The sequence below is a fragment of the Haloarcula argentinensis DSM 12282 genome, assembly GCA_000336895.1.
GTDB lineage: Archaea > Halobacteriota > Halobacteria > Halobacteriales > Haloarculaceae > Haloarcula > Haloarcula argentinensis.
Window position 1 is genome coordinate 93,463 of record AOLX01000023.1, and the last position, 22,962, is coordinate 116,424.

Sequence of the window (22,962 nt, forward strand, 5' to 3'; positions counted from 1 at the left end):
TGGCCTTACTTCCACTCGGTGTAGCCGCACTTGCCGCAGTGCTGGCGGTCCTCGTGCTCGGCGAGGACGGTGTCACCGCACCGGGGGCAGGTCTCACGGTCGAGTTCGCCGTCGTCGCTGTAGTACTCGTTGTGTGGCATCTATGCTTCCTCCGCTTCCTCTTCGCCGTCGGCGACGATCTTGTTGCGTTCGAGCATGTGGTCCTGCTCGACGTCGCGGGCGTACTCGGGGTTGTCGTAGACCTTCGCGTAGCCGACCGTCTTCCGCATGCCGAACTTGGTGTCGAGCTTGTGGATGACGACTTCCTCGGCATCCTTGTTCAGCGTGGCCGCAAGAGAGTCGCGGACAGAGAGACGGGAGGGGGTGGCTTCGTCGTGGACGACCTCGAACCGGACGTCCGTGCGGTGCAACATGGGATTCTCGTCTTCTTCGATGATGTCGATATCCATGGTTCGTTGTCCGTATCTACCCGCCGAAGCGCGTAAAAGGATTTCGAAGCGGCTGACGCCGTCTCCATCCGCGATTCCGTGTCACCGTGCCGTGCAGCGATTCGGCGAGGGGACGGGAACATGCTGTAGCGGCTAGCTGTGTCCGGTACAACACTTCTATAGCAATAGCGGCTGGAACCTCCCTACTGCTCGCCCAACTGTGCGAGGAGGTGTGAGAGATGGATTCGCTCGTTGGCCGCGTCGACGAGCGCCATATCCGTCTCGCCGGCCATCGTGTGGATCTCGGCCAGTCGGTCGCCGGAGTAGCGTGACCGGGCCACTGCCAGCATGTCGTCGAGGATGTCGGACGCGCCGTACCCTTCGTCGACGAGTAGGTCGTCGAGCGTCGACCGGGCATCGGTAAAGCGCCCCTCCTCGGCCGCGTCGATCATCTGTTCGACCTGATCGTCGGCTTCGACGGCGTTCAGCGTCTCGAAGGCGGCGTCCATCGTCACCTCGCCTTCGGCTTCGGCGGTCGTCTGGGCGGCCAGCACTGCCGTCCGGAGGTCCCCCTCAGCGTAGCCGGCGACGTACTCGATGCCCTCCTCGTCGTGGTCGACGCCCTCTGCGGTGACGATGTCCTCAAGCACCGACGCCGTTTCTTCGTGGGTCGGCTCGCGCATCACGACCGGGAAACACCGCGAGCGGATCGGCGGGATGACCGCCGAGGGTTGACGCGTCGCGATGACGAACTGCGTCGCCTCGTAGTACTGCTCCATCACCCGACGCAGCGCCTGCTGGAAGTCCTCGCGCATCCCCTCGGCGTTGTCGAGCAGAATAGTCTTGTAGCTACCAGATACCGGCGAGTAACTGGCGGACTCTTTGAGAACGTGATTGATGAGGTCGGCCTTCGAGGACTTGCGCCGTCGCTTGCTGTCGATGAACGACGCGAACCGCGGGTCGTTGGCGACTTCCTTTTTTGTCATCCCGAACACGTCGGCCATGTTGAGTTCAGTGAAGTCCGCGTCGGGGTTCTCGTGGACCTCCCGGGCAAAGGCTCGGACGGCGGCCGTCTTCCCGCTCCCTTTTGGCCCGTGCACCAGGAGGTTCATCGGCTCCTCGATGGCTCCCTGCAGGTGCTCGCGGGCCTTTGGCTGGCGGATCTCCGACAACTCCGGGGCGTGTGTCTCCGTCCACAGCGGCGCGTCCATCTGTTGGCACTGGGTATGCCCGGCCCCGACAAGTATCCCGCGGTCCGCGGGCTCACACTACCCGCTGGTACCTGTGGGACAGTAGCGGCGCGTTCGGTGAGTCCTCTCACGACCGAGATCCAGCAGCGACCGACACACTGGGACCGGTAGTCCTCGATCCTCGCTTACGAGAGCAGACTGTCCTCGGCTGGCTGCCACCCGCATTCCACGCACTCGAACTCCTCGTCGCCCGTTTTGATCACCGGCTCGTCGCATTTCTTACATTCCCGGAAGGGATTGTGGGGCCGAGTGGATGGTCGCGGCATACGTTAACGTACTATACATTCTTTTCATATAACCGTTCGTTCTACGTACCTAGAATCATGCCGCTACGATCTGGGGTGCCGGAACTGTATGCCGTCTGTGAGAGGTGATTCCGACTGCATTTACTGCTCGCGAATCACTCGCAGCAAAATGCGCCGGCCGGGAGTGAGCGAACGCAGCGCGTTCGCGAACATCGGGCGGCAAACGACCGCAGGGAGTGCGCCGGCCGGGAATTGAACCCGGGCTATTGCCTTGGGAAGGCAATGTCCTACCACTGGACCACCGGCGCGCATCGTTCACTCGCGCGCCGAGGCTCGCGATTCCTTCGGAATCGCTCACCACCGGCGCGCTGTGGTAGACTGCAGGTCGGTCGGACCTGCGAACCCCGTACCGAACTGTCAACAGCGACTGCACTTGAACGTAGCGTTTTGACTGGACGCGTGTCCGAAAATATCACGCCGATAGATGGGTATTAGTTCCGTCCGTCCAACCAGTAGATATGGCAACAGCGGACTCCGTCGTACGGGCCAACGACCCGATCGACCTGACGTTCTCCGAAGCTGAACTGGACGCCCACCGCGACCATATTACGTCGTTCATCGAGGAGCAGGTCGACGCTGCCGGTGTTGATACAGTGGTGCTGGGGCTTTCTGGCGGCATCGACAGTACACTCGTCTCGCATCTGGCCGTCGAAGCGCTTGGCCGTGACGCCGTTCACGGACTTGTAATGCCCAGCGAGGTCAACCGTGCTGACAACATGAGCGACGCCGAGCGAGTGGCAAACGACCTGCTTGGGATTGAGTACGACGTCATCGAGATCAATCCGCTGGTCGACGCGTTCCTTGACGCCTACCCCGACGCCGAGGGCGACCAGCTCGCCGTCGGCAACCTCCGGGTTCGCTGCCGGGCGGTGCTGAACTATCTCGTTGGTAACCACGAGCAGGCGCTGGTACTGGGCACTGGGAACCGTAGCGAGGCCCTGGTCGGCTACTACACGAAGTACGGCGACGGCGCAGTCGACTGCCACCCTATTGCGGCGCTGTACAAACAGCAAGTCCGACAGCTGGCGAAACACGTCGGCGTCCCTGATGACCTCGCCGAAAAGACAGCCAGTGCCGAGATGTGGGCCGGCCAGACCGACGCCGACGAGATGGGAATGGACTACGACACGCTCGACTCCATCCTCGCCCTGCACATCGACGGTGGTGTACCGGCAGCCGCGACAGCTGACCGGCTCGGTGTCCCGATCGATGTCGTCGAGACTGTTCGCGAGATGTACGAATCGAGCGCCCACAAGCGAGCGATGCCGCCGGGTCCGGACCCGCTGTACTGATCCTTTCCCCTCGTTTTAGCCGCTAGCGAACCGGGTTCTCCGGGCCGCGACCCAGATACTCCGAGAGGAATGCGTGGATCGTTTCGGCGTCGTAGCTGTCCATCGTTAGTTCGTGCTGCCATGCCGTCACAACGTAGGTCGCTCGTGGGTCGTCGTTGGGGTTCGGGACGGCGACGACGCTCCGCCAGGTGCCGGTATGACTACTGGAAAACTCCCGAAGGCTCTGTTTGGCTGCAGGCGAAATCTCGTCGGGGTTGTAGTAGACGATGACCGCGCCGTGTTCGAGCGTGTGGACGAGTGAACCGAGCAGCGGCGTCGCCTCGTAGAAGCCTGCACTCACCGTTGACGCATAGTGTGTCCCGGAGAGTGGCGGGAACCGCTGGTAGTCGATAGCACTGCCTTCTTCGACATGGTTGTTCCCCCGGTCCGGGAACTGTTCCACACTGGACAGTCGGTCACTGTTGCCGGTCTCGTCCAGTGACGACGCTTCGACCCCGGTGGCCTCGACCGCGGAGAGCGGCTGTGCACCTGTCGTCCCGACCAGGTCCGCGTCACTTCCGCTGCCGCCGTCGCCACCGCTCAACTGAGTCACGTACACTGTGAGCCCAATAGCGAAGACCACGACGACGCCGATAACAATCGGCCCAACCGGGAGGGCGTTCCCCTCTTCGCCACCGGTATGCTCTTCGACGCGCCGTCGGTCAATCGCACCCAGCTCGCCGTCGTGGGCGTCGGCGAGGTGGTCAAGATAGGCGTCGTCGCTGTCGAACGATTCCGCGCAGTACTCACAGTCGACCATTGGCGGTCCGTATGCAAGGCGTCGTCTTGTACTCTTTCCTACTCAATCTCTGCGTTGAGGTCGGCGAAGGCCTGCTGTTCGCGGCGCTCCTGTGTCTCCCTGTCAGCGTCGTCGTGTATCCGCGCTTTTAGCACTCGAAGCGCGTCCGCGTCGACGGCTGCCAACTCTTCAGCGACGGCCCGTGGTTCCGCGGTAACCCGCGAGACCAGTCCCATCTGTAGCGCCGTCTTAGCGTCGAGCGTCCGGCCGGAGAGCGCGATGTCGAGCGCGTCGCCGGTCCCGACGATGTCGGGGAGCCGCGCTGTCCCGCCCCACGCACCAAAGAGGCCGAGTTTGACCCCTGTTTCGGCCAGCGTCGCGTCTGGCGTCGCTACACGGATATCACAGGCCAGCGCCAGTTCGACGCCGCCGCCCCGTGCCGCGCCGTCGATACCGGCGACGACCGCCCCGTCGTAGGATTCGAGCGTCCGGGCGACCCGCTGACCCAGCGCCGCAAACGTCTCGGCGCTCTCCGAATCGAGGGCCTTGACTTCGTCTAGATCTGCGCCAGCACAGAACGCCTCGCCAGCGCCGTGGAGATACAGCACCGACTCGGTCGCTGACTCGACTGCCGCTTCGAGGTCACGCAGTGCCGTGCTGGTGAGCGCATTGCGCTGGTCGGGTCGGTCGAGCGTCAGGGTCCGGATACCATCGCCGCTCGTGGTCTGTACCATGCCTCCTGTGACTCTGCGGTTTCCAAAGGTCTTTGCCCTTCCCGTCGCTAGACCCTCATAATGGAGGAAGTGGCGGCAGTTCGCCGAGCGGCGTTGGCGGCGGTCGACGATGTCGAGCCTGACCGGCTTCACGAGCGAATCGACGCTCGCCTTGACGACGCGTCGCTGGCGCCAGGCGTCCTCACGCTCGTCAGCGCGGGCGCAACCAGCGACCCACCGGTTGATCTGGCTGACGGCGTCGCTGACAGAGCCGCCGGCGTCCAACTCATCTACGAGGGGCTCTCGCTCACTCGCCAACTGGCCCACGACGACCCCTGGGTCAACGGCGACCGCGACACAGCCGACCTGGATATCCTCATCGCCGATATCCTCGTCTCGCGTGGGTTCTACCTACTTGCCAGAACCGAAGCTGCCGACGCCGCTGTCTCTGTCGTCCGTTCGTTTGGCCACGACCAGACAGTCCGTCAGACGACCGATGATGAAAGCTTCGACACCGCGCTCGAAACGGACATTCTGGAGCTCGCCGTGGTCGCCGGCGTCACCGCCGCAGGCATCCGACCCACCCCGACACTCCGCGAGTACGCGACTGAACTAGCCGTCGACGGCCTTCCACCGAACGACGAGTTGCTCGGTGAGGAGGTCGCCGATGCGCTCCGAGCGCGGGCAGGGGCCGAACAGCCATCCGGGGACGGAACCGAGGCCGCCGCCGACCACTGAGACTAATCGACACACCGGCCCCGAATCGAAACGACTTTAGACAATTGCCGGATACACACTGTTGCGTGCCTGGGTAGCTTAGCGGTAAAGCGCGTCCTTGGTAAGGACGAGACCCCGGATTCAAATTCCGGCCTAGGCTTGCGCCTGCGGCGCAGACTGTAATTCACAGACAGCGCCCTTCTAACATAACTCTGTCGCCGATTAGCGGTTAGAATCCCACCCGTTTTTCGGAGTATATCACCGGAAAATAGTGCTCGAAAAGGATTCCCGTGAGCGCAATGCGGCACCGCCCTCTTTTGATTCTCAGAAATTACGAGCTTAATTACCCGTAGTTATTCCGTATGAAGCCTATTCTCAGATAGTCTCTCAACAGCAGGAACGTGACGCCACCTCAGTTCTCTCTTGCCTTCGTCTCAACTATTTCGGTCCCCTGATTTTCCTAAGATGGTCTTGACATCGGCCCACCTTTCTGTGTCCGGGTGAATAATTTTCCGTCCATATACAGAGGGAGCCCCGCGATCAAGCGTCGGGAAGATGTCAGTTCGGATAGCCCCCCCCTACACCCGGTTTCGGCCACGCTCTCAGCAAACACCCTAATTTGATACGAGAGATACGCCGTCAGGAGTAAATACGTTCTCGGCGAAGCCGAATTCAGCGGGAACCTCGCCCCCAGTACAGGCAGACCAATCCTGTTCTGATAGAACACCACGCTTCATAGGTGCCAGATTTTGGACGCCGCGTTCCCGCCAGGTTCGGCTCTTTCCTGTTACGGCGGGAAGGCCACCAGTCAAGGTGGGAGAGTATCTTATCCGGAGGAATCGGTCTACTCCTTTGATACTGGCCGTTCTCCGGTTATGGAAGTTATCCTATATCGGTATCCGGTAACTGTACCTGTAGCTCTCCCGCCGCCTCACTAATACTAATATACAACCATTTATATACCCGGTCAGGGGTTTATATACTCCTCCCAGTCCACCGGCTCCCACTCAACGTGTCGAAGTGCTTTCTGATAGCAACTCCGCACGACTGAGGCTCGGTACGGGAGGCTCATAAGCAACTTGAGGAACAGTTCGTCCTGCGATTCATTTTTCCTGTCAGGATTGTATTCCCGTCCGAATCTCGGGTCTTTCAGTCCGACAACGGCACAAATCATAATCGCTGTTATTGTTGCGTCAATGCCGTTTGGTGAACTCCACTCCTTGAGAGGAGCCCGATCGAACTCTTGTCGAGCCACTCTATGTTGATATTCTGGGAATTCGAGATAGTTGGCTACCGCGTCAAGAATGGCAAGATTGTCGGCTTCGCGGCGTTTCTCTCGGGGGAACCACTCTCCGAGGACGCCACGGTTATGTCTCGATAGCCGGTCGTAATGATTCTTGAATTTCCGAGAATTATCTAATCTATATCTTTCCCCGTAATTGGCTTCTGTGTCATTCCCGTGGAAGGTTGTCTTGTTCTCAGTATCTGGCTCAACGATTGGCTCTGGTTGTGACTCGTCGTACATTGATTTTCACCATTGGGGGAGAGAAATTGTCGCGGGGGTGCGCTTCCCGCCGCTAACGATTAGACTCAGCAGTTATCGAACGGATGATCCACAGTAAGACGCACCGAGTCGCTCTCCCCCATCTTGTTCTCAAGCAGTATATTATATCTATCGGTGCGTTGTCCGTCGGTTACGATTCCAGAAGGGGCCTTACACGCGAGGCACTCAGCAGAATTTGTCGAGACGGGTTACATCAGCTACAGTCCGGGCGTGGAAATGGTGTTCTAACTCTTTCCTGTTTGGTTGGCCTTCTCGCCGTAGCCAGTATCACCGCAATCCTTTGCCTATGAAGGACTGCGGTTTTTTTATATCACGTCATATCTATCATCATACACAATGTCGGATGAAGAGGTCAACGCAGACCAAGTTGAATTAGATGTTACGGAAGAGAATTGTGAGAGACTCATCAAAAATATGGTTGACCGCGGGGTTCTCGATTGGCGCACAATAGCCAAGGAAATGCTTCAGGCCCTACAGCCACCGCAAACTGCCACCCACGTCCCTCAGCTAGACGGTATTCGAGAAATATACGAACGGGGGGACCGTTGGGCTCCATCTCGTCGCTGGATGTACAGTCAGTATGGCCCCTGCGAGAATTGTGGCCGGACGACTAGCCTGAACCACGACCACATTGTTGAGCGAGACGTTCTTGGTTTGAAAGCCGATCGACTGGAAAATATGCGTTTCTTGTGCCGGAGGTGTAACCAATCGCGGCACTGGGACAAGGGGAATATTCTAGAGATGGGAACTGCGGCCTCAGTAATGTATCTCTTATTTACAGAGGAACCAGAGACGTTAGATGAACTCACAGACCTAGGGAGGGAACTCGGTCTAACTCAGAGTAATCAACGTTTTGAGGAGGCATGGGCACTTCCAGTATATCTCTATTCACAAGGCGAGTATGACTTGGAGGAGATCCACTCGGAGATTTCTGAAGAGGAATTGGCCCAATATCGGGAATACTACGATGCGGCTAGCGGCTACTTCAACGAACTCCACAATCGACTCGCAGAAGAGAGTGAGTATCAAGAAGCATGGGAAATAAAGGAGAATCTTGACAAAGTTGTTCGGGGTCAGAAGACGAAGGTTGAAGACCGAATCAAGGTTGCTAACAGACTAGGAATTGATGATAATGGCACCGTGATGGAGATTCTTCGAGAAGATACAAAGCTAAGAAACGATGATAAACGTGCGCTACTGGAGGCAGTCGGAGAGTTCACGTCAGACGAAATTGACCAAGTTGTAAGTGACAATAAAATAACTCTGTTCCAGGTGCTCAATGAAACCGATAAAGAAGAGTTACTACAAGAAATAGATGAGAGGCTTTCCGAACTTCAGTCAGAGTATCTGGATATCGAAACAGAGGAGCAGGAGAGTCTATCGACTTTCCGGGATTAATCCTTCAAACTCAGTTTCAATCTCACTTTCCAGCTTTTGAATCTCTTCCTTGTTCCGTTGAATTCGCTGTTCCTTTTCTAATATGTCGCTCATGAATCTAGAGATGTCCCCATCTTCCGGGACAGGTATGCTAATATCATCTAGATTCTTTGCTTTCAGCTCTGGTGAAGCCGCTCCCGTCGTTTCTCGGATGAGTTGTTCCCTCACGAAGCTCCGTTGGAGAACGTGATTAGCAAATTGAGTGACTGGAGACTCGGATGAGGCAAAAGAATCACGCGCTTTCAATTGAATAAATCGATTCGTTACCACAAATCCTCGGAACTGACCTTCCATCCGTAGGTCAGCTTCTTTAGCATTGGAGATATCGTTTGCCTCAATATCGTACTCCACTTTTACGGGGAAATCCACGTTCTCCAGCGCTTCTTCAGGTTTCACCCAGTCTCCTGACTCTGAGTCTAGTGCTTTGATACTAACTGTTTCAATCTCGTCGTCAAATATCCGGAGAGTCCCCGATTCAGTTACTGAAGCCTCGAAGGAATCCGGAACCAGGACTGGATCTCGGTCAGCTTTCAATGAATCACGGTGATTTGGAAGCATTATAGTCCCGGGTTCCAGCCAATATTTCAGACGACTTGGGACAGAATCCTTGCCAATAACTATATCTCGCCACTTCTCAATTTCTCCGGCCTTACTGCAACTTCCGACCTGAACATATGCAAAATGGTTCCCATCCTGGGATTTGACTCTTTTTGAGACCGTCGTATTATCTTCCTTTACGATATCACTCAGAGGGACGGAGTTATCTTCTGAACCCTCTGCACGTTCCTGTAAACGAACCCGCTCAGGGTGATAGTATGTCGGGTCAATACGCCCCTTCTCACGGAGAGTGGAAAGGCTGTAATAGTGCTCTTTAGTGGCATTGTCATTGTGATACCGCTCTACAATGTCGGGAAGGTCGTTCCGCCCGATTTTGTGCCCAAGAGAGTCATAGCCGACGTGCTCTGCCCAGTCAAAGTAGATCTCATAGTCGTTATCAACTGGTGTTTTTTCAATAAACAGTAGTGCGCCTTGTACACCGGTATCCGTGTGATAGAAAGCTTCCGGGGGTAGACCGATTAGAGCAATAATTTTGACATTCTCATATAGGAACTGTCGAATATCCTCAAACTGCTGGCTCTGGTTGTTGAAGACGCTTTCTGGGAGAACGATTCCCGCCTTCCCGCCCTCATCCAACCAATTAATTATCTTCTCGATGAAGGGGAGTTCCTTGCTAACCGAACGAACTGAGCCATCATCTTTTCGACCTATATCATATTCTTGAAGAACTCCGTCACGATCCTCCTGCCCCGCAAACGGTGGGTTCGAGAGAATCAGGTCAAATGACTCCTCAGCGAACTCAGGCTCAGGAGGCCGAAGAGCATCGCTAAGATGGATGTTACCGGTGGAATTGGAGTAGGTGAAAAGGTTAAATCGGGAAGTTCGAGCCATCCGGTTATTGATATCTAGCCCCCAAACGTTCTCCTCGACATAATTCGTGATTTGCTCAGAGCTATCGACTTTATCTGATAGGTGGTCAAGTGCTCCCACGAAGAAGCCACCACTTCCACAGCTTGGGTCAAGCAATCGGTCGTCTTTTTCCACACCGAGGAAATCGACAATAAATCGGACAATCTCTCGGGGTGTAAAGTAAGCACCTAGCTCAGCACGGAAGGTCTCCCCCACCATCTCCTGGAACATTTCTCCCTTGATATCAGGGCTATCAGAGCCCGCATATGTGTCTGTGAAGCTATAATCCTCCAAGATAGCTACCAATTTGTCCACCGTAGCTGAATCTAGTTGGAAGAGAGTATCATATCCGTTTGAGTCATTGCCGTTAACGGATAGCACTTCAGCATACGAATCCTGCTCAATAGCGTGTTCCTGTCTCTTATACACATCNCCATCAGAGATGTGTATAAGAGACAGTGTCAGCTCATCAAAGGCTCTCGCCGGGTCTAACCCTTCATCCTTGTACAGCGTATTATGACAACGCTTGATGATAGTTCGTACTTCAGAGCCTTCGGAGAAGACGTTCGATTCCTCCTGCGATGTGAAATCGGAAAGGGTTCGTTCTGGCATTTTTGTATTTGGTTTTGTTTAGTGGAAGACACCCACAGAAGCTCGTCAATCCTGGGTGCGTCCTTGTGCTATTTGAACTCGTGTACTCGGAGTGCCCTATATGTCCCGGATGTGGTCTCGGCGTCTTTCAGCTTTTTCGGCGCTTGACCCCTTATCATAGTGCTTGTCCAGAACCTTTCCGCTCATATTTACCCTTTCGCCAGTCACGTCTTTTGGCTGTCCTGCGTTCCGAGCCGCCGTGACGTAGCCTCGACGCAGGGCGTGTGGGCTGACCGAGCCTGGACATTTGCACGAGGCATTCCACGACATTGCCTCGCAGGTCTCGGGGTCCCGGTCGAACGGGCAATCCCCGCCGTTGTAGTAGCAGGGCCGGCTCGCCGTGTAGACGTACCGCTGGATAGTCGTTTCCACCACGCGCCCGGACTCTGAGGCAAGGAGCGGCTTCCTGCCGTGTTCGTCCTCTGCGTCGGGCCGACTCTGTTCGATGTAATCAACGACCACCTCGGACGTCTCAGGCGTAATGAGAACGTCCCGCTCACTCTTTTCCTTGTTTTTGAGCGGTGTCCCGGTAGTGGGTCGATGTCGAAGTTCCAAGGCGGGCCGCCCCTCATCGAAGTCCCCAAGGTCGAGCGCCCGGAGTCCACTCATCCGCATACCTGTCTTCCAGAGAAGCAGTAACGTGACGTGTCGGTTACTGGCGTACTCGTACTTGCCGAGGAAGTCCAGTATACCGGTGGCTTCGTCCCGAGTGAGAAGGTCGTCACAAATCTCGTCGTTCTCGCTGACAGAGGGTATCCGAACCATGTCGGCCATCCCGCGCGGGACAGCCGCGATATGCTCGCAGAACTCGATGAACTGCTTGATGGTCATCATATCCTGCCGAGCGGTGATGACCTTGACCTTGGACAGCCGGAACTCCTTGTACCGCTGGATGAGTTCGCTGTCGAGGCTGTTCAGGTTCGTGAGTTGCTGGTCGTCCAGCCAGTCGCAGAACTGGCGTAGTGACGTCCGGTAGTTCTTGAGCGTCTTCCGAGTGACGCCCGGCTTCTTGTCGTTGAGGAATCGGTTCTTGGCTTCGTGCGGTGGCGTTGGTTTCAGAGTCATAGGCTGTCTGGGTACAGCCTGCGTAAACGGCGCGCCCGTTGGTGTCCCAAAGCGCCGAGGGCGTGAAACCGCCCGAGAGCGCGACGAGACCCCGGATTCAAATTCCGGCCTAGGCTTTTTCCAATCGACTGACCCAGAGCGTCGGCGATGGGTCCGGAGCGCGTGAAACGCCGGATGCGGGATTTGGATCCCTGTCAGTCGCAGCCCGCGCAGGAGCGTAGTGACGAGCAGGACCGTCTGACTTCGGTTCAAATTCCGGCCTAGGCTCTTCTCGGAGACAACCTTCGAGTGGCACGTCTCGTCGCGCCACGTCACGTATCGATGTGAGCGACTGCTCCGGGATTTGAATCCCTGGAAGACGACCACTGAGAGTCTTCCTCTGATTCAACCGGCCCATGCTTTCTGCAACGAACGAGCTTCGCGGAGGTCCATCTCTGCGCAACCTCGCCGTGTGTGTCCCGCTGAGGCTTTTTACGAGGAACCAACTGCGCAGGCTTCTGGCGGTTCGTCAGTGGATGGTGTGCCAGTGGCAGCTATAATCCCGAATATCGGTCTCCTATGAGGTTTTGAGGCCGTCAGTTCTGCTGACCCCTTGCAAAGGGATATACCGGAGTAGGCCTAACATTGCATGTGAGTACCACGCAGGAAAAGGGAGACGCGGCGTCGCAATCGGAAAGCGACCGCCGCTCCGGCGTCCGTTGCGCTGGCGCTATATTTCTACGCCGTCCGCGGCGACAAACAGTCGGGCCAGTTCATCGGCTTCTGGCCGACAACCGTCTTCGGCCTCCCTCACTTCGCACCGCAAAATCAAACGGCTGCTCCAAGCGGACGCTAACTGAGCAGGGGTTGCCGTCGATTCACACCAGTGTAGCAAACGACGCGTAAGCACGGCCCGACCAGCCACAACCACATGAGCTCAACCTTCACACAGACCATCGCACGCATTGACCTCGACACACGAATCCAGTACGGCATGATGCTCCTCTTCGGAGGGCTCTGTCTGATAGCGGCAGCCTCTCCGCTTGGTACCCTCACCAAAGCCGTCGTCGTCTCCGCACTATTCGGATTTACCGGCGGACTCTGGGTATCGCATCTCGTACAGATTATTCAGGAGGCAGCGACGGCACAGTCTGAGGCCGACCAATGAGTGAAGATGTCGTTGAGGAACAACAGCCACAGACGTCGGGCTTCCTCAATGGCCTCGAATTTCTCACCGGTGAGGACCCAAGCGCAGGCTCGTTTCTCCTAGTCGTCGGGATGGTTACCTGCGTTTTTATCGCTGGCTTCCAGTTTCTGCTGAACCCTCCGATTTCGACACTTCTCACTGGGCTTGTTCTGGTCATCAGTGTCATCAGCTTCATCATGGGCGCGGTGCTGGATATGCTCGATTACTTTGAAACCCCGTAGCAGTCGCTACTTGACTACAGAGAGCCGCAGTTAGTGGCCAGGCGGTGACGTTGTGCTACCGGTTATCGACTGCTACCGATCCGGCTCCTCTGCAAGTGCCGTTTCGCGCAACCGTTTGCACTCCTCGCTCTCGGCAGCCAGTTCGGGGACGGGCGTCGGTTTCCCGTCGTCGACGGCGACGAAGGTGGCGTACGCGCTGGTCGTCTCCTCCGTTTCGCCCGTGTGTGGCTCCTCTCGTGCAACCTCGATGCGGACTCGGACGCTGGTTCGACCCGTAGCGTAGGCATAGGAGTCGATGAGGGCAGTGTCGCCGATTGGAATCGGTCGTTCGAAGTCGACGCGAGACATCTGCGCGGTCACGCAGGACTCTCTGGCGGCCCGCATGGCCGACATCGCGCCGATTTCGTCCATCCACTTCATGACGATGCCGCCGTGGGCGCTCTGGTAGTTGTTCGCGTGAGTCGGCTGGACGCGCTCGCGGTTGATGATGTGCGTCTCGGCGATAGTCGGCATACCTCCTCGTAGAGCCTGTGCCGGCAAAACGGTGTGGTACGCCCCTGATGGGACCTGACGGCAACCGTACGTGATTATACTGTCGCCGTGAGGCGCAAGCGCCAGTCACGCGTTCGAACTGCTGGCGCTACCCGGTGAACTGGTGGTATTCGAGGCCTTTGTGCTTCATCTCGTTGTGTTTGCGTTCGAGGAACGAGTAGACGGAGCCGTGGGGCGCGCCGTCCAGAATCATCTCAGCGGCTTCTCGCACGGCGTCGACCTGTTCGGGGCCGCCGATGATGCCAAGCGTCGACCCGTAGATGACCACGGCGGCGCCGGAGAGTTCCTGCATGAGCTCCCGCGTCCGGCCGCCCTCACCGATGAGACGACCCTTCTGGCGACGGAAGTCGTTCTTGTTACGGGAGGCGGCCTCGATGTCGATGAGTTCGAACATCATCATATCGTCCTCAAGCAGCGCCAGCGCGTCGTCGGGCGCGAACCCGCGGCCGATGGCCTTCACGATGTCGGGGCCTTTCAGCGCCGTCACGGGGTCGCCGACGGACTCGACTTTCACCGTGCCGTCCTCGGAATCGATATCCAGCCGGACCTCTGCGCGCGACTCGATTTCGCGCATGGTCTCACCGCCCTCGCCGATCAACACACCGATACGGTCCTGCGGAATCTTCACGTGTTGCATAAGTATACCTTTCTGTAGGAGGGTCTGCCTGTTTAAAACTTCGGCGTCCGGAGCCTTCGGCACCGTGCCTCACCGTCGGCCGGTTCGGACTGCAGACTACACGGCGAGGCGTGGCCGATCAGCCACCCAATACCGCGGTGAGGAACCAGATAAGACCGAATATACTACCCGCCGCACCCACCACTCTCGTGAGCATGACGTTCCAGTCGGCGGGCTCGACCTCGCCGGAGCGGGTTGTGCTCCCGATGGCGTCCAGCTGTTCGTTGAACTTTGTGATGCCGTACGCATACCGGTACATGAGCGCTCCACCTATCGCTATGAGCGGACCCAAAAAGAGGCCGGACTGGGTGTCCTCGGACTCTCCGTCTTCGGGCCCGACATTGTAACTGAAGGTTTCCGGTGTCCCTGTTTCATCGCTCTGTGCCGCTGAGGCTGTGGTTTGGACGGGCGTTGCTGCTGACTGCTCTCTGTCTTCGGTGTCAGTCTCTCCGTTGTCAGCCTCCCCGGTGTCGGCCGGCTCCGTGTTGTGGGACCCAACTGCGATTTCGTCGAGATACGCCCGGCCGTCGAGCTGGACCTGCCAGGAGGTATTCTGAACGCTGGTCGAGACCGTTCTGGTCACGCGTTGCTGGCGCTGCCGGTCAGTATCCCACAGCGCGACCTGTGCGGTCTCGTTTGGATACCACTGGATTTCGACCACGAAGAACCGACCGGTAGGAGCTGTGACGCGCTCGGATGTCACCACTGCGCCGCTCTCGTTCGTCGAAACGATGTCGACGCGGTCGTTATTTTCCCGGCCGACATTCCGGATGGATACCGAAGCCGTGGTGTTTCCGTCAGGGCGCTCGACGACCCGAAACGCTCCGCCACGACCCACGTCGACGACGCCGGTCACAGTGCCCTGACTGGTGTTGACTGTCGTCGCGGTCAGTGTCGCGGTGTCGTTGGCACGGACGCCGAGCGAACAGTCCCCGTTTGCCCCGATACGCAGGGTTTCGCCGGTGGTCCAGTTGGTTGTCGACGTGGCTCCAAGCCCATCGAGGTAGTGGTACTCCGAGTCCGTCTCCGGTGGCTGGGGGCGCTCGTCTTGCACCGAACACGCTGGCTGTGGCGTCGCTGCCTCGGTTGTGGTGGCGTGGCTGTGTGTGGTACTCCCCGAGTGTGTCTCATCGGGTGCCGCGTTGCTGAAGCCGGCGGCGACTCCGGAGACGGCAACAAGGGCGGCTATCCCGAGCAGGGCAACGAGCGGCACTATCCGTCCGGTCGTGGGGGTTGGAGGGCGTCCCATAGATGGATGGCGGAGGTCGTGTAGCCGTCGCGGTCTCTCGTCGTTGGGCATCACTGCCCCATCGGTTATTGCTCTTCTGCTTCTATGGGACACTCACCCACGAGGAGCGCGCGGACGTGGACTCCCCTCTGCAATCGATGGGTGAGGCGAGAAATGGACGCTGTAACCGAGCAGGGCGCTGCCGACCCTGCTGTCAGCCCAGAAACTCGACACCGGTGACTTCGAACCGTGCCCCGCCCGTGTTGCTGTCGGTGACGAGGATATCCCAGCCGTGTGCGCCCGCGATGGTCCGGACAATCGAGAGTCCGTAGCCACTCCCGTCCTCGGCAGTGGTGAAGCCGTGGTCGAACACATCGTCCTTGATTTCCGCTGGGATCCCCGGGCCGTCGTCTTCGATGTAGAAGCCGTTGTCAAGCGGACCGACGCGGACGATAACGGCCCCATCGCCGTGCCGAATGCTGTTCCGAAAGAGGTTCTCGAACAGCTCGATGAGGCGGTCGGCGTCTGCGCTCACTGCGCCGATGTCCGCGTAGTGGAGTGTGGCTCGCTCGGTGCTTTCGCCGCTCCCTTCCCAGGCAGTGTCAACAACGGCCCGTACGTTCGTTGTCTCCGGGTCGGTAACGACGTTTCCCTGCCGCGCGACGCGGAGCAGGTCCTCGACGAGACGGGCCATCCTGTCGCTCGTTTCTTCGAGGGCATCGAGATGTTCCTCGTCACCCGTCTCGCGGGCCAGATCGACCCGCGAAGAGATGACGCTGAGCGGGCTCTTCAGGTCGTGGGCGAGGATATCGGTGAACTCCTTGAGCCGGTCGTTCTGGCGTTCGAGCATCTTGTCGTACTGGTGTTTCTCCGTCGTATCCTGGCTGACTGCGACGAACCCTTCGGGGTCCCCGTCTCCGAGCGGCGAGAGCGAGAGGGTCGCCCAGAACACTGACTCATCAGCCCGCCGATGCCAGTGCTGTGTCTCGACGGGGCCGTTCGCCGCCTCCGTCAGCAGTGATTCGACGGTCGTCTCCATCTCCTCGGGGTCGGCAAACAGCATGTCGACGTGGTGGCCGACCGTCGCGTCCCGGTCGTAGCTGTACAGCGACGCTGCCGGCTCGGGCCACGTCGTGATGATGCCATCTGTGTCGAGCATGAACACTGCATGCGAGGATAGCCCATCGATGAGTCGCTCAGACACCGAGCTGTCACTGTGTGCTGTCTGCTGGTCCGAACTGCTGTCTGCTGGGTCGGTGTCCATCAGCCACACCTACTCGAGCCAGGCCAGTGGCGGCCCACACGGCACGAGAAACACTGTGACAGGTCACTCATGCTGAGATATATTCAATCTAACAACTTACACACTGTGGTTTTCACGATCAAAACGAGTTGTGAGGAAGCGGGTAACAACGTCGGAGTGATGTGGTTTGTCTGTCGGAACTCAGTGCCATGGGTGTGAATGGCTACAATTCACATGTCTACGTAGCGACAAGGCTCCTCCTCGCAAAACTCATCACGCGAACAGAAAGCTAGTGGTTACTCGTCCTCACGACGGTCGGCTGGCGTCCCCTGCGGGACGGCGTCGTCGTCGCTGCCCGGCGCGGTGTCGTCCTTGTCCTTCGGTGTCGCGTACTCCCGGACGTACGCGAGCAGGTCCTCCGGCGTGGCGTCGACGCCCTGTCTGGCGAAGAAGTTCGCGACGTTGCGGCAGTCCCGTTCCAGAAAGTCGTCGGCGTTGGGATGGTGGATTGTGACCGCCTGCCCGAGGTCGATGATGTATAATTGCCCCTCGTGGAAGACGATGTTGTACTCAGAGAGGTCCCCGTGGACGAGGCCGGCGTCGTACAGCCGGCGGGTGTACTCCTTGACGACCTCGTAGGCCGTCTCGGGGTTCTCAATGTGAACCTCACTGAGACGCTTGCTACGGCCCTCCTCGGTCCCGAGATACTCCATCACGAGGACGTTCCGCTCGACAGCAATGGGTTCCGGCGTCCGGACGCCAGCCCGCCGGGCGCGCTTGAGGTTCGAGGACTCTTTGCGGACCCACGCGGTGACGACCTTTTTTTTGTCAGAGCCGATCCCCTCGAAGCGGGGGTCGCCGTCGAGATAGCTCCGCATGTCCTTGAAATCGGAGGCGTTGATGCGGTACACCTTGACGGCGACCTCTGTTTCGCCCGATAGCGCCGTGTAGACGTTGGCCTCTTTCCCGGTCGAGATCGGCCCGCCGAAAGCGTCGATGTGACCGTCCTGTACGAGCTTGTACAGCGCGCCGTAGGTCGCATCGTCGAAGACGCTGGCCTCGACCTTAAACTGGTCGGCGTCTTTGATGCGCTTGCGGAACTCGCTAAATTCGCGGTCCCGCTTGCGGGCGATACGGTCAGCTTCCGTGTCGGAGACGTCGACCTCTTCCCATTCGTCACCCGGTGAGTCGACGTCGTCCGTATCGAGTAGGCCGAACTGCCCCTCGGTCACGCTTGCGCCCCCGTCTGCGCCGCGGCCAGATACATATCAGGCTACTCCTGGATGTGTCCCTCCTCGCGTAGCTGGTCGGCGTCCTGTTTCTCATAGCGCCACGTGATGTCGGCTTTCTCGTCCTGCCAGTCCCATGGTTCGACGAGGACCACGTCGTCCTCGCGTATCCAGATCCGCTTTTGCATCTTGCCCGGAATCCGGGCTGTGCGCTCGACGCCGTCCATACAGCGTACCTTGACGCGGTTCGCGCCAAGCATGTCCATGACGACGGCGAACACCTCGTCTTCTTCCGGCATCCGCAGGTTCTTTCTGCTGTCGTTGTCGCTCATATTCGGTACTTCGACGGGGAGAGGTTTAAGGTTTGGAAAAGTTGGACCATGAACCCGGTCCGTGGCCCCCGTCACGGTGTGGGACAGACGCTGGGGCCGTACGGAAAAACGCGGTCGCCGCGTCAGTCAGCGCCGAGGCAGCCGACCCACGAGCAGTCGGTGCAGGTCTCGATGCCTTTCGCCGTCGTCGTCTCGCCGCGACAGCGCGGACAGACGGAGCCGACCGACTGGGACTGGACGGACTTACTCATCGGTGATGATATCGGCTGACAGACCCTGTGCCATCTCGATGTCCTTGGAGTTGTTCAGCGTCCAGGCGGTGCGCTCGGTGACGGCCTCGATGACCTCGCGGCCACTCGGGAGGCCGTTCCCGGACTTCTTGACGCCGCCGAAGGGCAGGTGGACCTCCGCGCCGATACACGGGAGGTTCCCGTAGGCGAGACCGATTTCAGCCTCGTCACGGAACTGGTTGATCTGGCGGTAGTCCTCGGAGATGATAGCGCCGGCGAGGCCGTAGTCGACGCTGTTGTGCATCTCCAGCGCCTCGTCGAAGTCACCCGAGTACTCAAGCAGCGCGACGTGGGGACCGAACACTTCCTCGTTGATGCAACGCAGGTCCTCGTCGTAGTCGATCTCGTAGACGAACGGACCGACCCAGTGGCCCTCTTCGTGGCCCTCAGGGATCTCCTCGGCACCGAGGTCGGCGCGGTCGACGAGTACGTTTGCCCCCTCCTCACGGGCGAGGTCGTTGTAGCGCTTGAACTTCTCGACCTGATCGTCCTCGATGAGCGGCCCCATGAAGGTGTCTTCCTCCAGCGGGTCGCCGACGGCGATGTCTTCGGCGACATCGACGAACCGTTTCTTGAACTCGTCGTAGAGGTCCTCGTGGACGATGAGGCGCTCCGAGGAGACACAGCGCTGGCCGGTCGTCTTGAAGCTAGACATCACTGCCGAGTGAACGGCGATGTCGAGGTCGGCTTCCTCCGTGACGATGACAGCGTTCTTCCCACCCATCTCGCAGGCGGCGATCTTCCCGGGCTCGCCACCGACCTTGGAGGCGATCTTGTGGCCGACTTCGGCGCTCCCGGTGAAGAGGACCGTCTCGACGCGGTCGTCCTCGACGATAGCGTTGCCGGCGTCGCCGTAGCCCTGCACGAGGTTGAACACGCCGTCCGGGATGCCAGAGTCTTCGAACATCTCGGCGATGATGTGGGCACACCACGGGGTCTGTTCGGCGGGCTTCCAGACGACCGTGTTGCCCTCGACCAGCGTCACTGCGAGGTGCCAGAACGGGATGGCGACCGGGAAGTTCCACGGGGTGATACAGCCGACGACGCCTTTCGGCTTGCGCCGCATATAGGCGTCCTTGCTGGCGATTTCCGACGGTACCACGTCGCCGTGGGGGTGGCGAGCGTTGCCGGCGGCCCACTCGACCATGTGCCAGGACTCGGTGACGTCGGCCAGCCCTTCGCTGATCTCCTTGCCACACTCCATGGTGACGATTTCGCCGAGTTCCTCGTGGCGGTCACGCAGCTCGTGGTAGATGTCCCAGAGGTACTCCGCGCGGTCGATGTGCGAGAGCGAGCGCCACTCGTCGTAGGCGTCCTCTGCTGCGGCCAGTGCGCGGTCGACATCGGCTTCTGTTCCGCGGTGGAACGAGGCGAGGGCCTCGCCGGTGGCCGGGTTCTGACTTGTGAACGTTTCGTCGCCGGTGCCTGTCGTCCATTCACCGTCGATGTAGTGTCGACGTGAGTCGTCTGTACTCATGATAGGTACTGTACGCGTCCCCTACCAATATGTTCCACCGTCCATGGTCAGGGGGACGGCAATAACCTGATATGCCATCCATAATCAGGCATTGTCTCCCATGGTCGGTGTTCCCCTTATGAACCGCACCTTTATTTGCATCCACATCGTGGCTATCCCTAGCATCCCTTCATACGGAGGGCGCTCAGTATGAGTAACGCACAATCACAACACGGGGGACTCCAGCTTACCCTGAGCATCTGGCATCCGGACTGCTGGACGCTCGAAGTCACCGACAAGACGGCGGCTGGGCTACTGGCCCACGGCGTGTACAACACACAGAACGGTAGCGTGAAGGGCCTGTTCACCGCGTACGCCGACAGTATTAGCGACGTTGAGGCTCTCATCGATGCGACTCGCGACTCGTCACTGACAGACTCTGTGCTGGAGCTGCGCGAGCGCCACGGCGCGACCGGCACAGGCTCGTCGCCGGGGAACACGACCCGCGAATTGTTCGTCGAGTACGACCCGGACAACACCATCAGCGACAGCCTGCTCTCGCGGGGGTTCATCCACAACGACCCGGTTCGGGTCCGGCACGGTCGCGAGCACTGGCCGGTGTTTTTCCCGGACTCCCGCGACGAAGCCGAGTCGCTCCTCGACGAGATCCGCGAGGAGCAGTCGGCCGATATCGAAGTCACACGAATTACATCCGCTGGCGGCGGCAATCCGAAGCAACTCCGGCGAATGGACCGGCTCTCGGATAGCCAGCGCGAGGCGTTCGAACTCGCCCGACAGGAAGATTACTACGCGTGGCCACGTGGTATCTCGACGCGCGAACTCGCGTCGAAACTCGGTGTTTCGAAGACGACGCTGCTCGAACACCTTCGGAAAGCAGAAGCGAAACTACTCGACCCGGACCAGTAGTTCAACTCAGGACGGCCCGGACGGCGAACAGCGCGTTCTCCTTGCGCTCGCGGACGCGCCGATAGAAGTAGGAGAACCACTTGTCGCCGTAGGGAATGTACTGCCACATCGGGACCCCCTCGGCGGCGAGGTCGCGCTGTTCGTCGTCGCGGACCCCCATCAGCATCTGCACCTCGTAGTCGGTGCCGTACTCGTCGTGGAGCTCTTTCGCGTGGTCTATCATCGCGGGGTCGTGGCTGCCGACGGCGACGCCACCTTCGAACTCCTCGAACATCAGTTCGAGACAGTCCCGATAGGCTTCGTTGACACGCTCTTTCTTTTTATACGAGACCTCTTTCGGCTCGGAGTAGGCACCCTTGACAAGTCTGACTTTCCCGGGGAGGGGCGCGAGCCGTTCGAGGTCCTCGGGCGTCCGTTTGAGGTTTGCCTGCGTACAGACGCCGACGCCGCCCTCGTGTTCCGTGACGAGCCGCTCGTATGCGTCGAGAGTGACGTCGGTCGTAGTGTAGTCCTCCATATCGACCCAGACGAAGACATCGTGGTCGTCACCCGCCGCGACGATGCGTTCGAGATTCTCGACGAACACGTCGTCGCCAACGTCGAGGCCGATCTGTGAGGGCTTGACTGAGATACAGCAGTCGAGACCGCTTCTGTCGATCTCCTTTATCAGCTCGATGTACTGGTCTGCGTCCTCGTCGGCTGGCTGGCGCTCGTCGTAGTGTTCGCCAAGCAGATTTAGGATACCCTTGACATCGTCGTCGTTGAGCGAAGCGACGTGGTCGAGCGCTCCCGGCGCTGTCTCCCCGGCGACGAAGTTGTTCGCTATCGGCGGAATCATTATCGAAACTACGCCACTATATGGGCCTAAACGCACCCCCTACCAAAAAAATCACTCTCCGAAGTCTGAAATCAAGCGAGCGTGAAACTGCCGAGCGTATCGTCGTCAGTCCGGTAAAACGTGTGCTCCCCCGTGATGTGCGCTGTGCCAGAAACGACCGGGCTGGTCACGGTGACACCGTTGTCGACGCTGGTGTCGCTGATGTACCCCTCGAACGCTGACCCGACCGGGCCAGTCACTTCGACACGCTCGCCGACGGCGAGGTCGCCGTCGACGTGATGGAGCGTCAACCGCGCACACGTGCCTGTTCCGCAGGGGGAGCGGTCGACGGAGCCGTCGGCAAACACCACACAGCTCCGGTCGCCGTCGCCGCTGGCGGTGAGTTCGACTGCAGAGACGGTCGCCCGCGCTCCGGTGACCGGGTCCTCGGGTGCGGCATCGTTGACTGCTCGCCGGAGGTCCAGTGCGGGTTCGATACACTGCGTGGCGTCCTCGCTGTCGAGCGTGACGCCGAGACTGTCAGCGTCGACGACGGCAAAGTAGTTGCCGGCATAGACGATACGAACCTCGACCGGGACGCCGTCCTGTTCGACGGGAACCGTCTCACAGACGTAACTGTCGACGTTTTCGAACGCAACGCGGCGGACGACGCCATCAGCTATCTCGACTGTTACGTCGACCAGTCCGGCGGGAGTTTCGACGGTCAGTTCGGGCGACTCGGGAAGTTCGCCCCGTTCCACGAGTGCGGTCACGACGCCGATGAGGCCGTGGCCGCACATATCCAGATAGCCATCAGTGTCCATGAAGAACACCCCGAGGTCGGCCCGGTCGGTTGGCACCGGGACCGCTCCGAACATATCCGCGTGGCCACGGGGCTCTTGCATGAGGAGTTGCCGGACGCCGTCAGCCGTGGCTTTGAACCGGTCGCGTCTCTCCCGGACGGTCGCTCCGGTGAGCGTGTCAGCTTCGATACCGTCGAGGACGATGCGCGTCGGTTCCCCGCCCGTGTGCGTGTCTACCGTGGTAAACTCCGTTCGTTCCATAGCCGTAGCGATACTCTATACGGCAAACGCGTTCCAGAAGTATTAATTCACGGCTTCTCGTATGCTGTCCAGAA

Annotated in this window: 25 protein-coding genes and 3 tRNA genes; 8 read left to right on the forward strand and 20 right to left on the reverse strand. The window is 59.1% G+C overall.

Annotated elements, in window-relative coordinates; translation table 11 throughout:
• Positions 1 to 5 precede the first annotated feature (5 nt).
• The 5 genes from C443_RS13530 to C443_RS13545 all read right to left on the reverse strand — a co-directional run bounded on the left by C443_RS13530 (position 6) and on the right by C443_RS13545 (position 2,231).
• Positions 6 to 140: a 30S ribosomal protein S27ae gene (locus C443_RS13530; RefSeq protein ID WP_004590578.1), complete on the reverse strand. Its 135-nt coding sequence runs from the start codon at positions 138 to 140 to the stop codon at positions 6 to 8.
• Positions 141 to 449, reverse strand: coding sequence for a 30S ribosomal protein S24e (locus C443_RS13535; protein WP_004516108.1), 309 nt, complete (start codon positions 447 to 449; stop codon positions 141 to 143).
• Between the two features lie 182 nt (positions 450 to 631).
• A complete protein-coding gene (locus tag C443_RS13540; RefSeq protein WP_005537063.1) occupies positions 632 to 1,639 on the reverse strand; it encodes an AAA family ATPase in 1,008 nt (335 codons plus the stop codon).
• 164 nt (positions 1,640 to 1,803) lie between these two features.
• Entirely contained in the window at positions 1,804 to 1,944 is a 141-nt protein-coding gene (locus C443_RS21770; protein ID WP_167321082.1) for a hypothetical protein, read from the reverse strand.
• A gap of 216 nt (positions 1,945 to 2,160) precedes the next feature.
• Positions 2,161 to 2,231: transfer RNA gene (locus C443_RS13545), tRNA-Gly, on the reverse strand.
• A gap of 210 nt (positions 2,232 to 2,441) precedes the next feature.
• On the opposite strand from C443_RS13545, the gene C443_RS13550 reads away from it, so the two are divergent.
• On the forward strand, positions 2,442 to 3,275 hold the full coding sequence (locus C443_RS13550; RefSeq protein WP_005537064.1) for an NAD+ synthase: 834 nt from the start codon (positions 2,442 to 2,444) through the stop codon (positions 3,273 to 3,275).
• 22 nt (positions 3,276 to 3,297) lie between these two features.
• Here the strand turns inward: C443_RS13550 and C443_RS13555 are convergent, their stop codons facing one another.
• Positions 3,298 to 4,074 carry a DUF3105 domain-containing protein gene (locus C443_RS13555; RefSeq protein ID WP_005537065.1) on the reverse strand — a complete coding sequence of 259 codons (777 nt, stop codon included), beginning with the start codon at positions 4,072 to 4,074 and terminating at the stop codon, positions 3,298 to 3,300.
• Positions 4,075 to 4,112: 38 nt separating this feature from the next.
• A complete protein-coding gene (locus C443_RS13560) occupies positions 4,113 to 4,787 on the reverse strand; it encodes an enoyl-CoA hydratase/isomerase family protein (RefSeq protein WP_005537066.1) in 675 nt (224 codons plus the stop codon).
• A 60-nt stretch (positions 4,788 to 4,847) separates the two neighbouring features.
• Here C443_RS13560 and C443_RS13565 point away from each other — a divergent pair, with 60 nt between their 5' ends.
• Both C443_RS13565 and C443_RS13570 read left to right on the forward strand, forming a co-directional pair.
• The gene (locus C443_RS13565; RefSeq protein ID WP_005537067.1) at positions 4,848 to 5,504 is read left to right on the forward strand and encodes a DUF7114 family protein; all 657 of its coding nucleotides are present in this window, start codon (positions 4,848 to 4,850) and stop codon (positions 5,502 to 5,504) included.
• Positions 5,505 to 5,571: 67 nt separating this feature from the next.
• Positions 5,572 to 5,643 (forward strand) — tRNA-Thr (locus C443_RS13570).
• Positions 5,644 to 6,450: 807 nt separating this feature from the next.
• Here C443_RS13570 and C443_RS13575 read toward each other — a convergent pair.
• A complete protein-coding gene (locus C443_RS13575; protein WP_005537068.1) occupies positions 6,451 to 7,008 on the reverse strand; it encodes a hypothetical protein in 558 nt (185 codons plus the stop codon).
• Between the two features lie 375 nt (positions 7,009 to 7,383).
• Between C443_RS13575 and C443_RS13580 the strand changes: the two genes are divergently transcribed.
• Positions 7,384 to 8,445, forward strand: coding sequence for an HNH endonuclease signature motif containing protein (locus tag C443_RS13580; protein WP_005537069.1), 1,062 nt, complete (start codon positions 7,384 to 7,386; stop codon positions 8,443 to 8,445).
• Here the strand turns inward: C443_RS13580 and C443_RS13585 are convergent.
• On the reverse strand, positions 8,425 to 10,563 hold the full coding sequence (locus C443_RS13585) for an N-6 DNA methylase (protein WP_005537070.1): 2,139 nt from the start codon (positions 10,561 to 10,563) through the stop codon (positions 8,425 to 8,427). The genes C443_RS13580 and C443_RS13585 overlap by 21 nt on opposite strands.
• Before the next feature lie 96 nt (positions 10,564 to 10,659).
• Positions 10,660 to 11,667 (reverse strand): tyrosine-type recombinase/integrase, encoded by a 1,008-nt coding sequence (locus tag C443_RS13590; RefSeq protein ID WP_005537071.1) that lies wholly within the window; start codon positions 11,665 to 11,667, stop codon positions 10,660 to 10,662.
• Positions 11,668 to 11,672: 5 nt separating this feature from the next.
• Between C443_RS13590 and C443_RS21220 the strand changes: the two genes are divergently transcribed.
• The 3 genes from C443_RS21220 to C443_RS13600 all read left to right on the forward strand — a co-directional run bounded on the left by C443_RS21220 (position 11,673) and on the right by C443_RS13600 (position 13,074).
• Positions 11,673 to 11,783, forward strand: a tRNA-Asn gene (locus C443_RS21220).
• A gap of 794 nt (positions 11,784 to 12,577) precedes the next feature.
• Complete coding sequence (locus tag C443_RS13595) at positions 12,578 to 12,814, forward strand: hypothetical protein (RefSeq protein WP_005537072.1); 237 nt, start codon at positions 12,578 to 12,580, stop codon at positions 12,812 to 12,814.
• Positions 12,811 to 13,074 (forward strand): hypothetical protein, encoded by a 264-nt coding sequence (locus tag C443_RS13600; protein WP_004959237.1) that lies wholly within the window; start codon positions 12,811 to 12,813, stop codon positions 13,072 to 13,074. Before C443_RS13595 ends, C443_RS13600 begins: the two co-directional genes overlap by 4 nt.
• A gap of 72 nt (positions 13,075 to 13,146) precedes the next feature.
• Here C443_RS13600 and C443_RS13605 read toward each other — a convergent pair whose 3' ends face one another.
• From C443_RS13605 to C443_RS13640, 8 genes are all read right to left on the reverse strand, one after another.
• Positions 13,147 to 13,587, reverse strand: a complete 441-nt coding sequence (locus C443_RS13605) for an acyl-CoA thioesterase (RefSeq protein WP_005537075.1) — start codon at positions 13,585 to 13,587, stop codon at positions 13,147 to 13,149.
• 127 nt (positions 13,588 to 13,714) lie between these two features.
• Positions 13,715 to 14,263 (reverse strand): KH domain-containing protein, encoded by a 549-nt coding sequence (locus tag C443_RS13610; protein ID WP_005537076.1) that lies wholly within the window; start codon positions 14,261 to 14,263, stop codon positions 13,715 to 13,717.
• 118 nt (positions 14,264 to 14,381) lie between these two features.
• Positions 14,382 to 15,515, reverse strand: coding sequence for a hypothetical protein (locus C443_RS21925; protein WP_005537077.1), 1,134 nt, complete (start codon positions 15,513 to 15,515; stop codon positions 14,382 to 14,384).
• 229 nt (positions 15,516 to 15,744) lie between these two features.
• Positions 15,745 to 16,794 (reverse strand): ATP-binding protein, encoded by a 1,050-nt coding sequence (locus tag C443_RS13620; RefSeq protein WP_005537078.1) that lies wholly within the window; start codon positions 16,792 to 16,794, stop codon positions 15,745 to 15,747.
• Between the two features lie 275 nt (positions 16,795 to 17,069).
• Entirely contained in the window at positions 17,070 to 18,005 is a 936-nt protein-coding gene (gene rio1, locus C443_RS13625) for a serine/threonine-protein kinase Rio1 (RefSeq protein ID WP_005537079.1), read from the reverse strand.
• 41 nt (positions 18,006 to 18,046) lie between these two features.
• On the reverse strand, positions 18,047 to 18,334 hold the full coding sequence (eif1A, locus tag C443_RS13630) for a translation initiation factor eIF-1A (protein WP_004516096.1): 288 nt from the start codon (positions 18,332 to 18,334) through the stop codon (positions 18,047 to 18,049).
• Between the two features lie 122 nt (positions 18,335 to 18,456).
• Positions 18,457 to 18,585 carry a hypothetical protein gene (locus tag C443_RS22165; protein WP_311241319.1) on the reverse strand — a complete coding sequence of 43 codons (129 nt, stop codon included), beginning with the start codon at positions 18,583 to 18,585 and terminating at the stop codon, positions 18,457 to 18,459.
• Complete coding sequence (locus C443_RS13640) at positions 18,578 to 20,101, reverse strand: aldehyde dehydrogenase family protein (RefSeq protein ID WP_005537080.1); 1,524 nt, start codon at positions 20,099 to 20,101, stop codon at positions 18,578 to 18,580. Before C443_RS13640 ends, C443_RS22165 begins: the two co-directional genes overlap by 8 nt.
• A gap of 189 nt (positions 20,102 to 20,290) precedes the next feature.
• Between C443_RS13640 and C443_RS13645 the strand changes: the two genes are divergently transcribed.
• A complete protein-coding gene (locus tag C443_RS13645) occupies positions 20,291 to 21,007 on the forward strand; it encodes a helix-turn-helix domain-containing protein (protein ID WP_005537081.1) in 717 nt (238 codons plus the stop codon).
• A gap of 1 nt (position 21,008) precedes the next feature.
• Here the strand turns inward: C443_RS13645 and C443_RS13650 are convergent, their stop codons facing one another.
• Both C443_RS13650 and C443_RS13655 read right to left on the reverse strand, forming a co-directional pair.
• Complete coding sequence (locus C443_RS13650; protein ID WP_005537082.1) at positions 21,009 to 21,845, reverse strand: proline dehydrogenase family protein; 837 nt, start codon at positions 21,843 to 21,845, stop codon at positions 21,009 to 21,011.
• 71 nt (positions 21,846 to 21,916) lie between these two features.
• Entirely contained in the window at positions 21,917 to 22,888 is a 972-nt protein-coding gene (locus C443_RS13655) for a proline racemase family protein (protein WP_005537083.1), read from the reverse strand.
• Positions 22,889 to 22,962 lie beyond the last annotated feature (74 nt).

What these genes read in the sequence shown, in the direction of transcription:
- C443_RS13550 (WP_005537064.1), top strand. Translation starts at nt 2,442, where the DNA reads ATGGCAACAGCGGACTCCGTCGTACGGGCCAACGACCCGATCGACCTG.
- C443_RS13600 (WP_004959237.1), top strand. Translation starts at nt 12,811, where the DNA reads ATGAGTGAAGATGTCGTTGAGGAACAACAGCCACAGACGTCGGGCTTC.
- C443_RS13580 (WP_005537069.1), top strand. Translation starts at nt 7,384, where the DNA reads ATGTCGGATGAAGAGGTCAACGCAGACCAAGTTGAATTAGATGTTACG.
- C443_RS13565 (WP_005537067.1), top strand. Translation starts at nt 4,848, where the DNA reads ATGGAGGAAGTGGCGGCAGTTCGCCGAGCGGCGTTGGCGGCGGTCGAC.
- C443_RS22165 (WP_311241319.1), bottom strand. Translation starts at nt 18,585, where the DNA reads ATGAGTAAGTCCGTCCAGTCCCAGTCGGTCGGCTCCGTCTGTCCGCGC.
- C443_RS13595 (WP_005537072.1), top strand. Translation starts at nt 12,578, where the DNA reads ATGAGCTCAACCTTCACACAGACCATCGCACGCATTGACCTCGACACA.
- C443_RS13620 (WP_005537078.1), bottom strand. Translation starts at nt 16,794, where the DNA reads ATGGACACCGACCCAGCAGACAGCAGTTCGGACCAGCAGACAGCACAC.
- C443_RS13530 (WP_004590578.1), bottom strand. Translation starts at nt 140, where the DNA reads ATGCCACACAACGAGTACTACAGCGACGACGGCGAACTCGACCGTGAG.
- C443_RS13640 (WP_005537080.1), bottom strand. Translation starts at nt 20,101, where the DNA reads ATGAGTACAGACGACTCACGTCGACACTACATCGACGGTGAATGGACG.
- C443_RS13575 (WP_005537068.1), bottom strand. Translation starts at nt 7,008, where the DNA reads ATGTACGACGAGTCACAACCAGAGCCAATCGTTGAGCCAGATACTGAG.
- C443_RS13655 (WP_005537083.1), bottom strand. Translation starts at nt 22,888, where the DNA reads ATGGAACGAACGGAGTTTACCACGGTAGACACGCACACGGGCGGGGAA.
- C443_RS13650 (WP_005537082.1), bottom strand. Translation starts at nt 21,845, where the DNA reads ATGATTCCGCCGATAGCGAACAACTTCGTCGCCGGGGAGACAGCGCCG.
- C443_RS13540 (WP_005537063.1), bottom strand. Translation starts at nt 1,639, where the DNA reads ATGGACGCGCCGCTGTGGACGGAGACACACGCCCCGGAGTTGTCGGAG.
- eif1A (WP_004516096.1), bottom strand. Translation starts at nt 18,334, where the DNA reads ATGAGCGACAACGACAGCAGAAAGAACCTGCGGATGCCGGAAGAAGAC.
- C443_RS13560 (WP_005537066.1), bottom strand. Translation starts at nt 4,787, where the DNA reads ATGGTACAGACCACGAGCGGCGATGGTATCCGGACCCTGACGCTCGAC.
- C443_RS13590 (WP_005537071.1), bottom strand. Translation starts at nt 11,667, where the DNA reads ATGACTCTGAAACCAACGCCACCGCACGAAGCCAAGAACCGATTCCTC.
- C443_RS13555 (WP_005537065.1), bottom strand. Translation starts at nt 4,074, where the DNA reads ATGGTCGACTGTGAGTACTGCGCGGAATCGTTCGACAGCGACGACGCC.
- C443_RS13535 (WP_004516108.1), bottom strand. Translation starts at nt 449, where the DNA reads ATGGATATCGACATCATCGAAGAAGACGAGAATCCCATGTTGCACCGC.
- C443_RS13610 (WP_005537076.1), bottom strand. Translation starts at nt 14,263, where the DNA reads ATGCAACACGTGAAGATTCCGCAGGACCGTATCGGTGTGTTGATCGGC.
- C443_RS13605 (WP_005537075.1), bottom strand. Translation starts at nt 13,587, where the DNA reads ATGCCGACTATCGCCGAGACGCACATCATCAACCGCGAGCGCGTCCAG.
- C443_RS13645 (WP_005537081.1), top strand. Translation starts at nt 20,291, where the DNA reads ATGAGTAACGCACAATCACAACACGGGGGACTCCAGCTTACCCTGAGC.
- C443_RS21770 (WP_167321082.1), bottom strand. Translation starts at nt 1,944, where the DNA reads ATGCCGCGACCATCCACTCGGCCCCACAATCCCTTCCGGGAATGTAAG.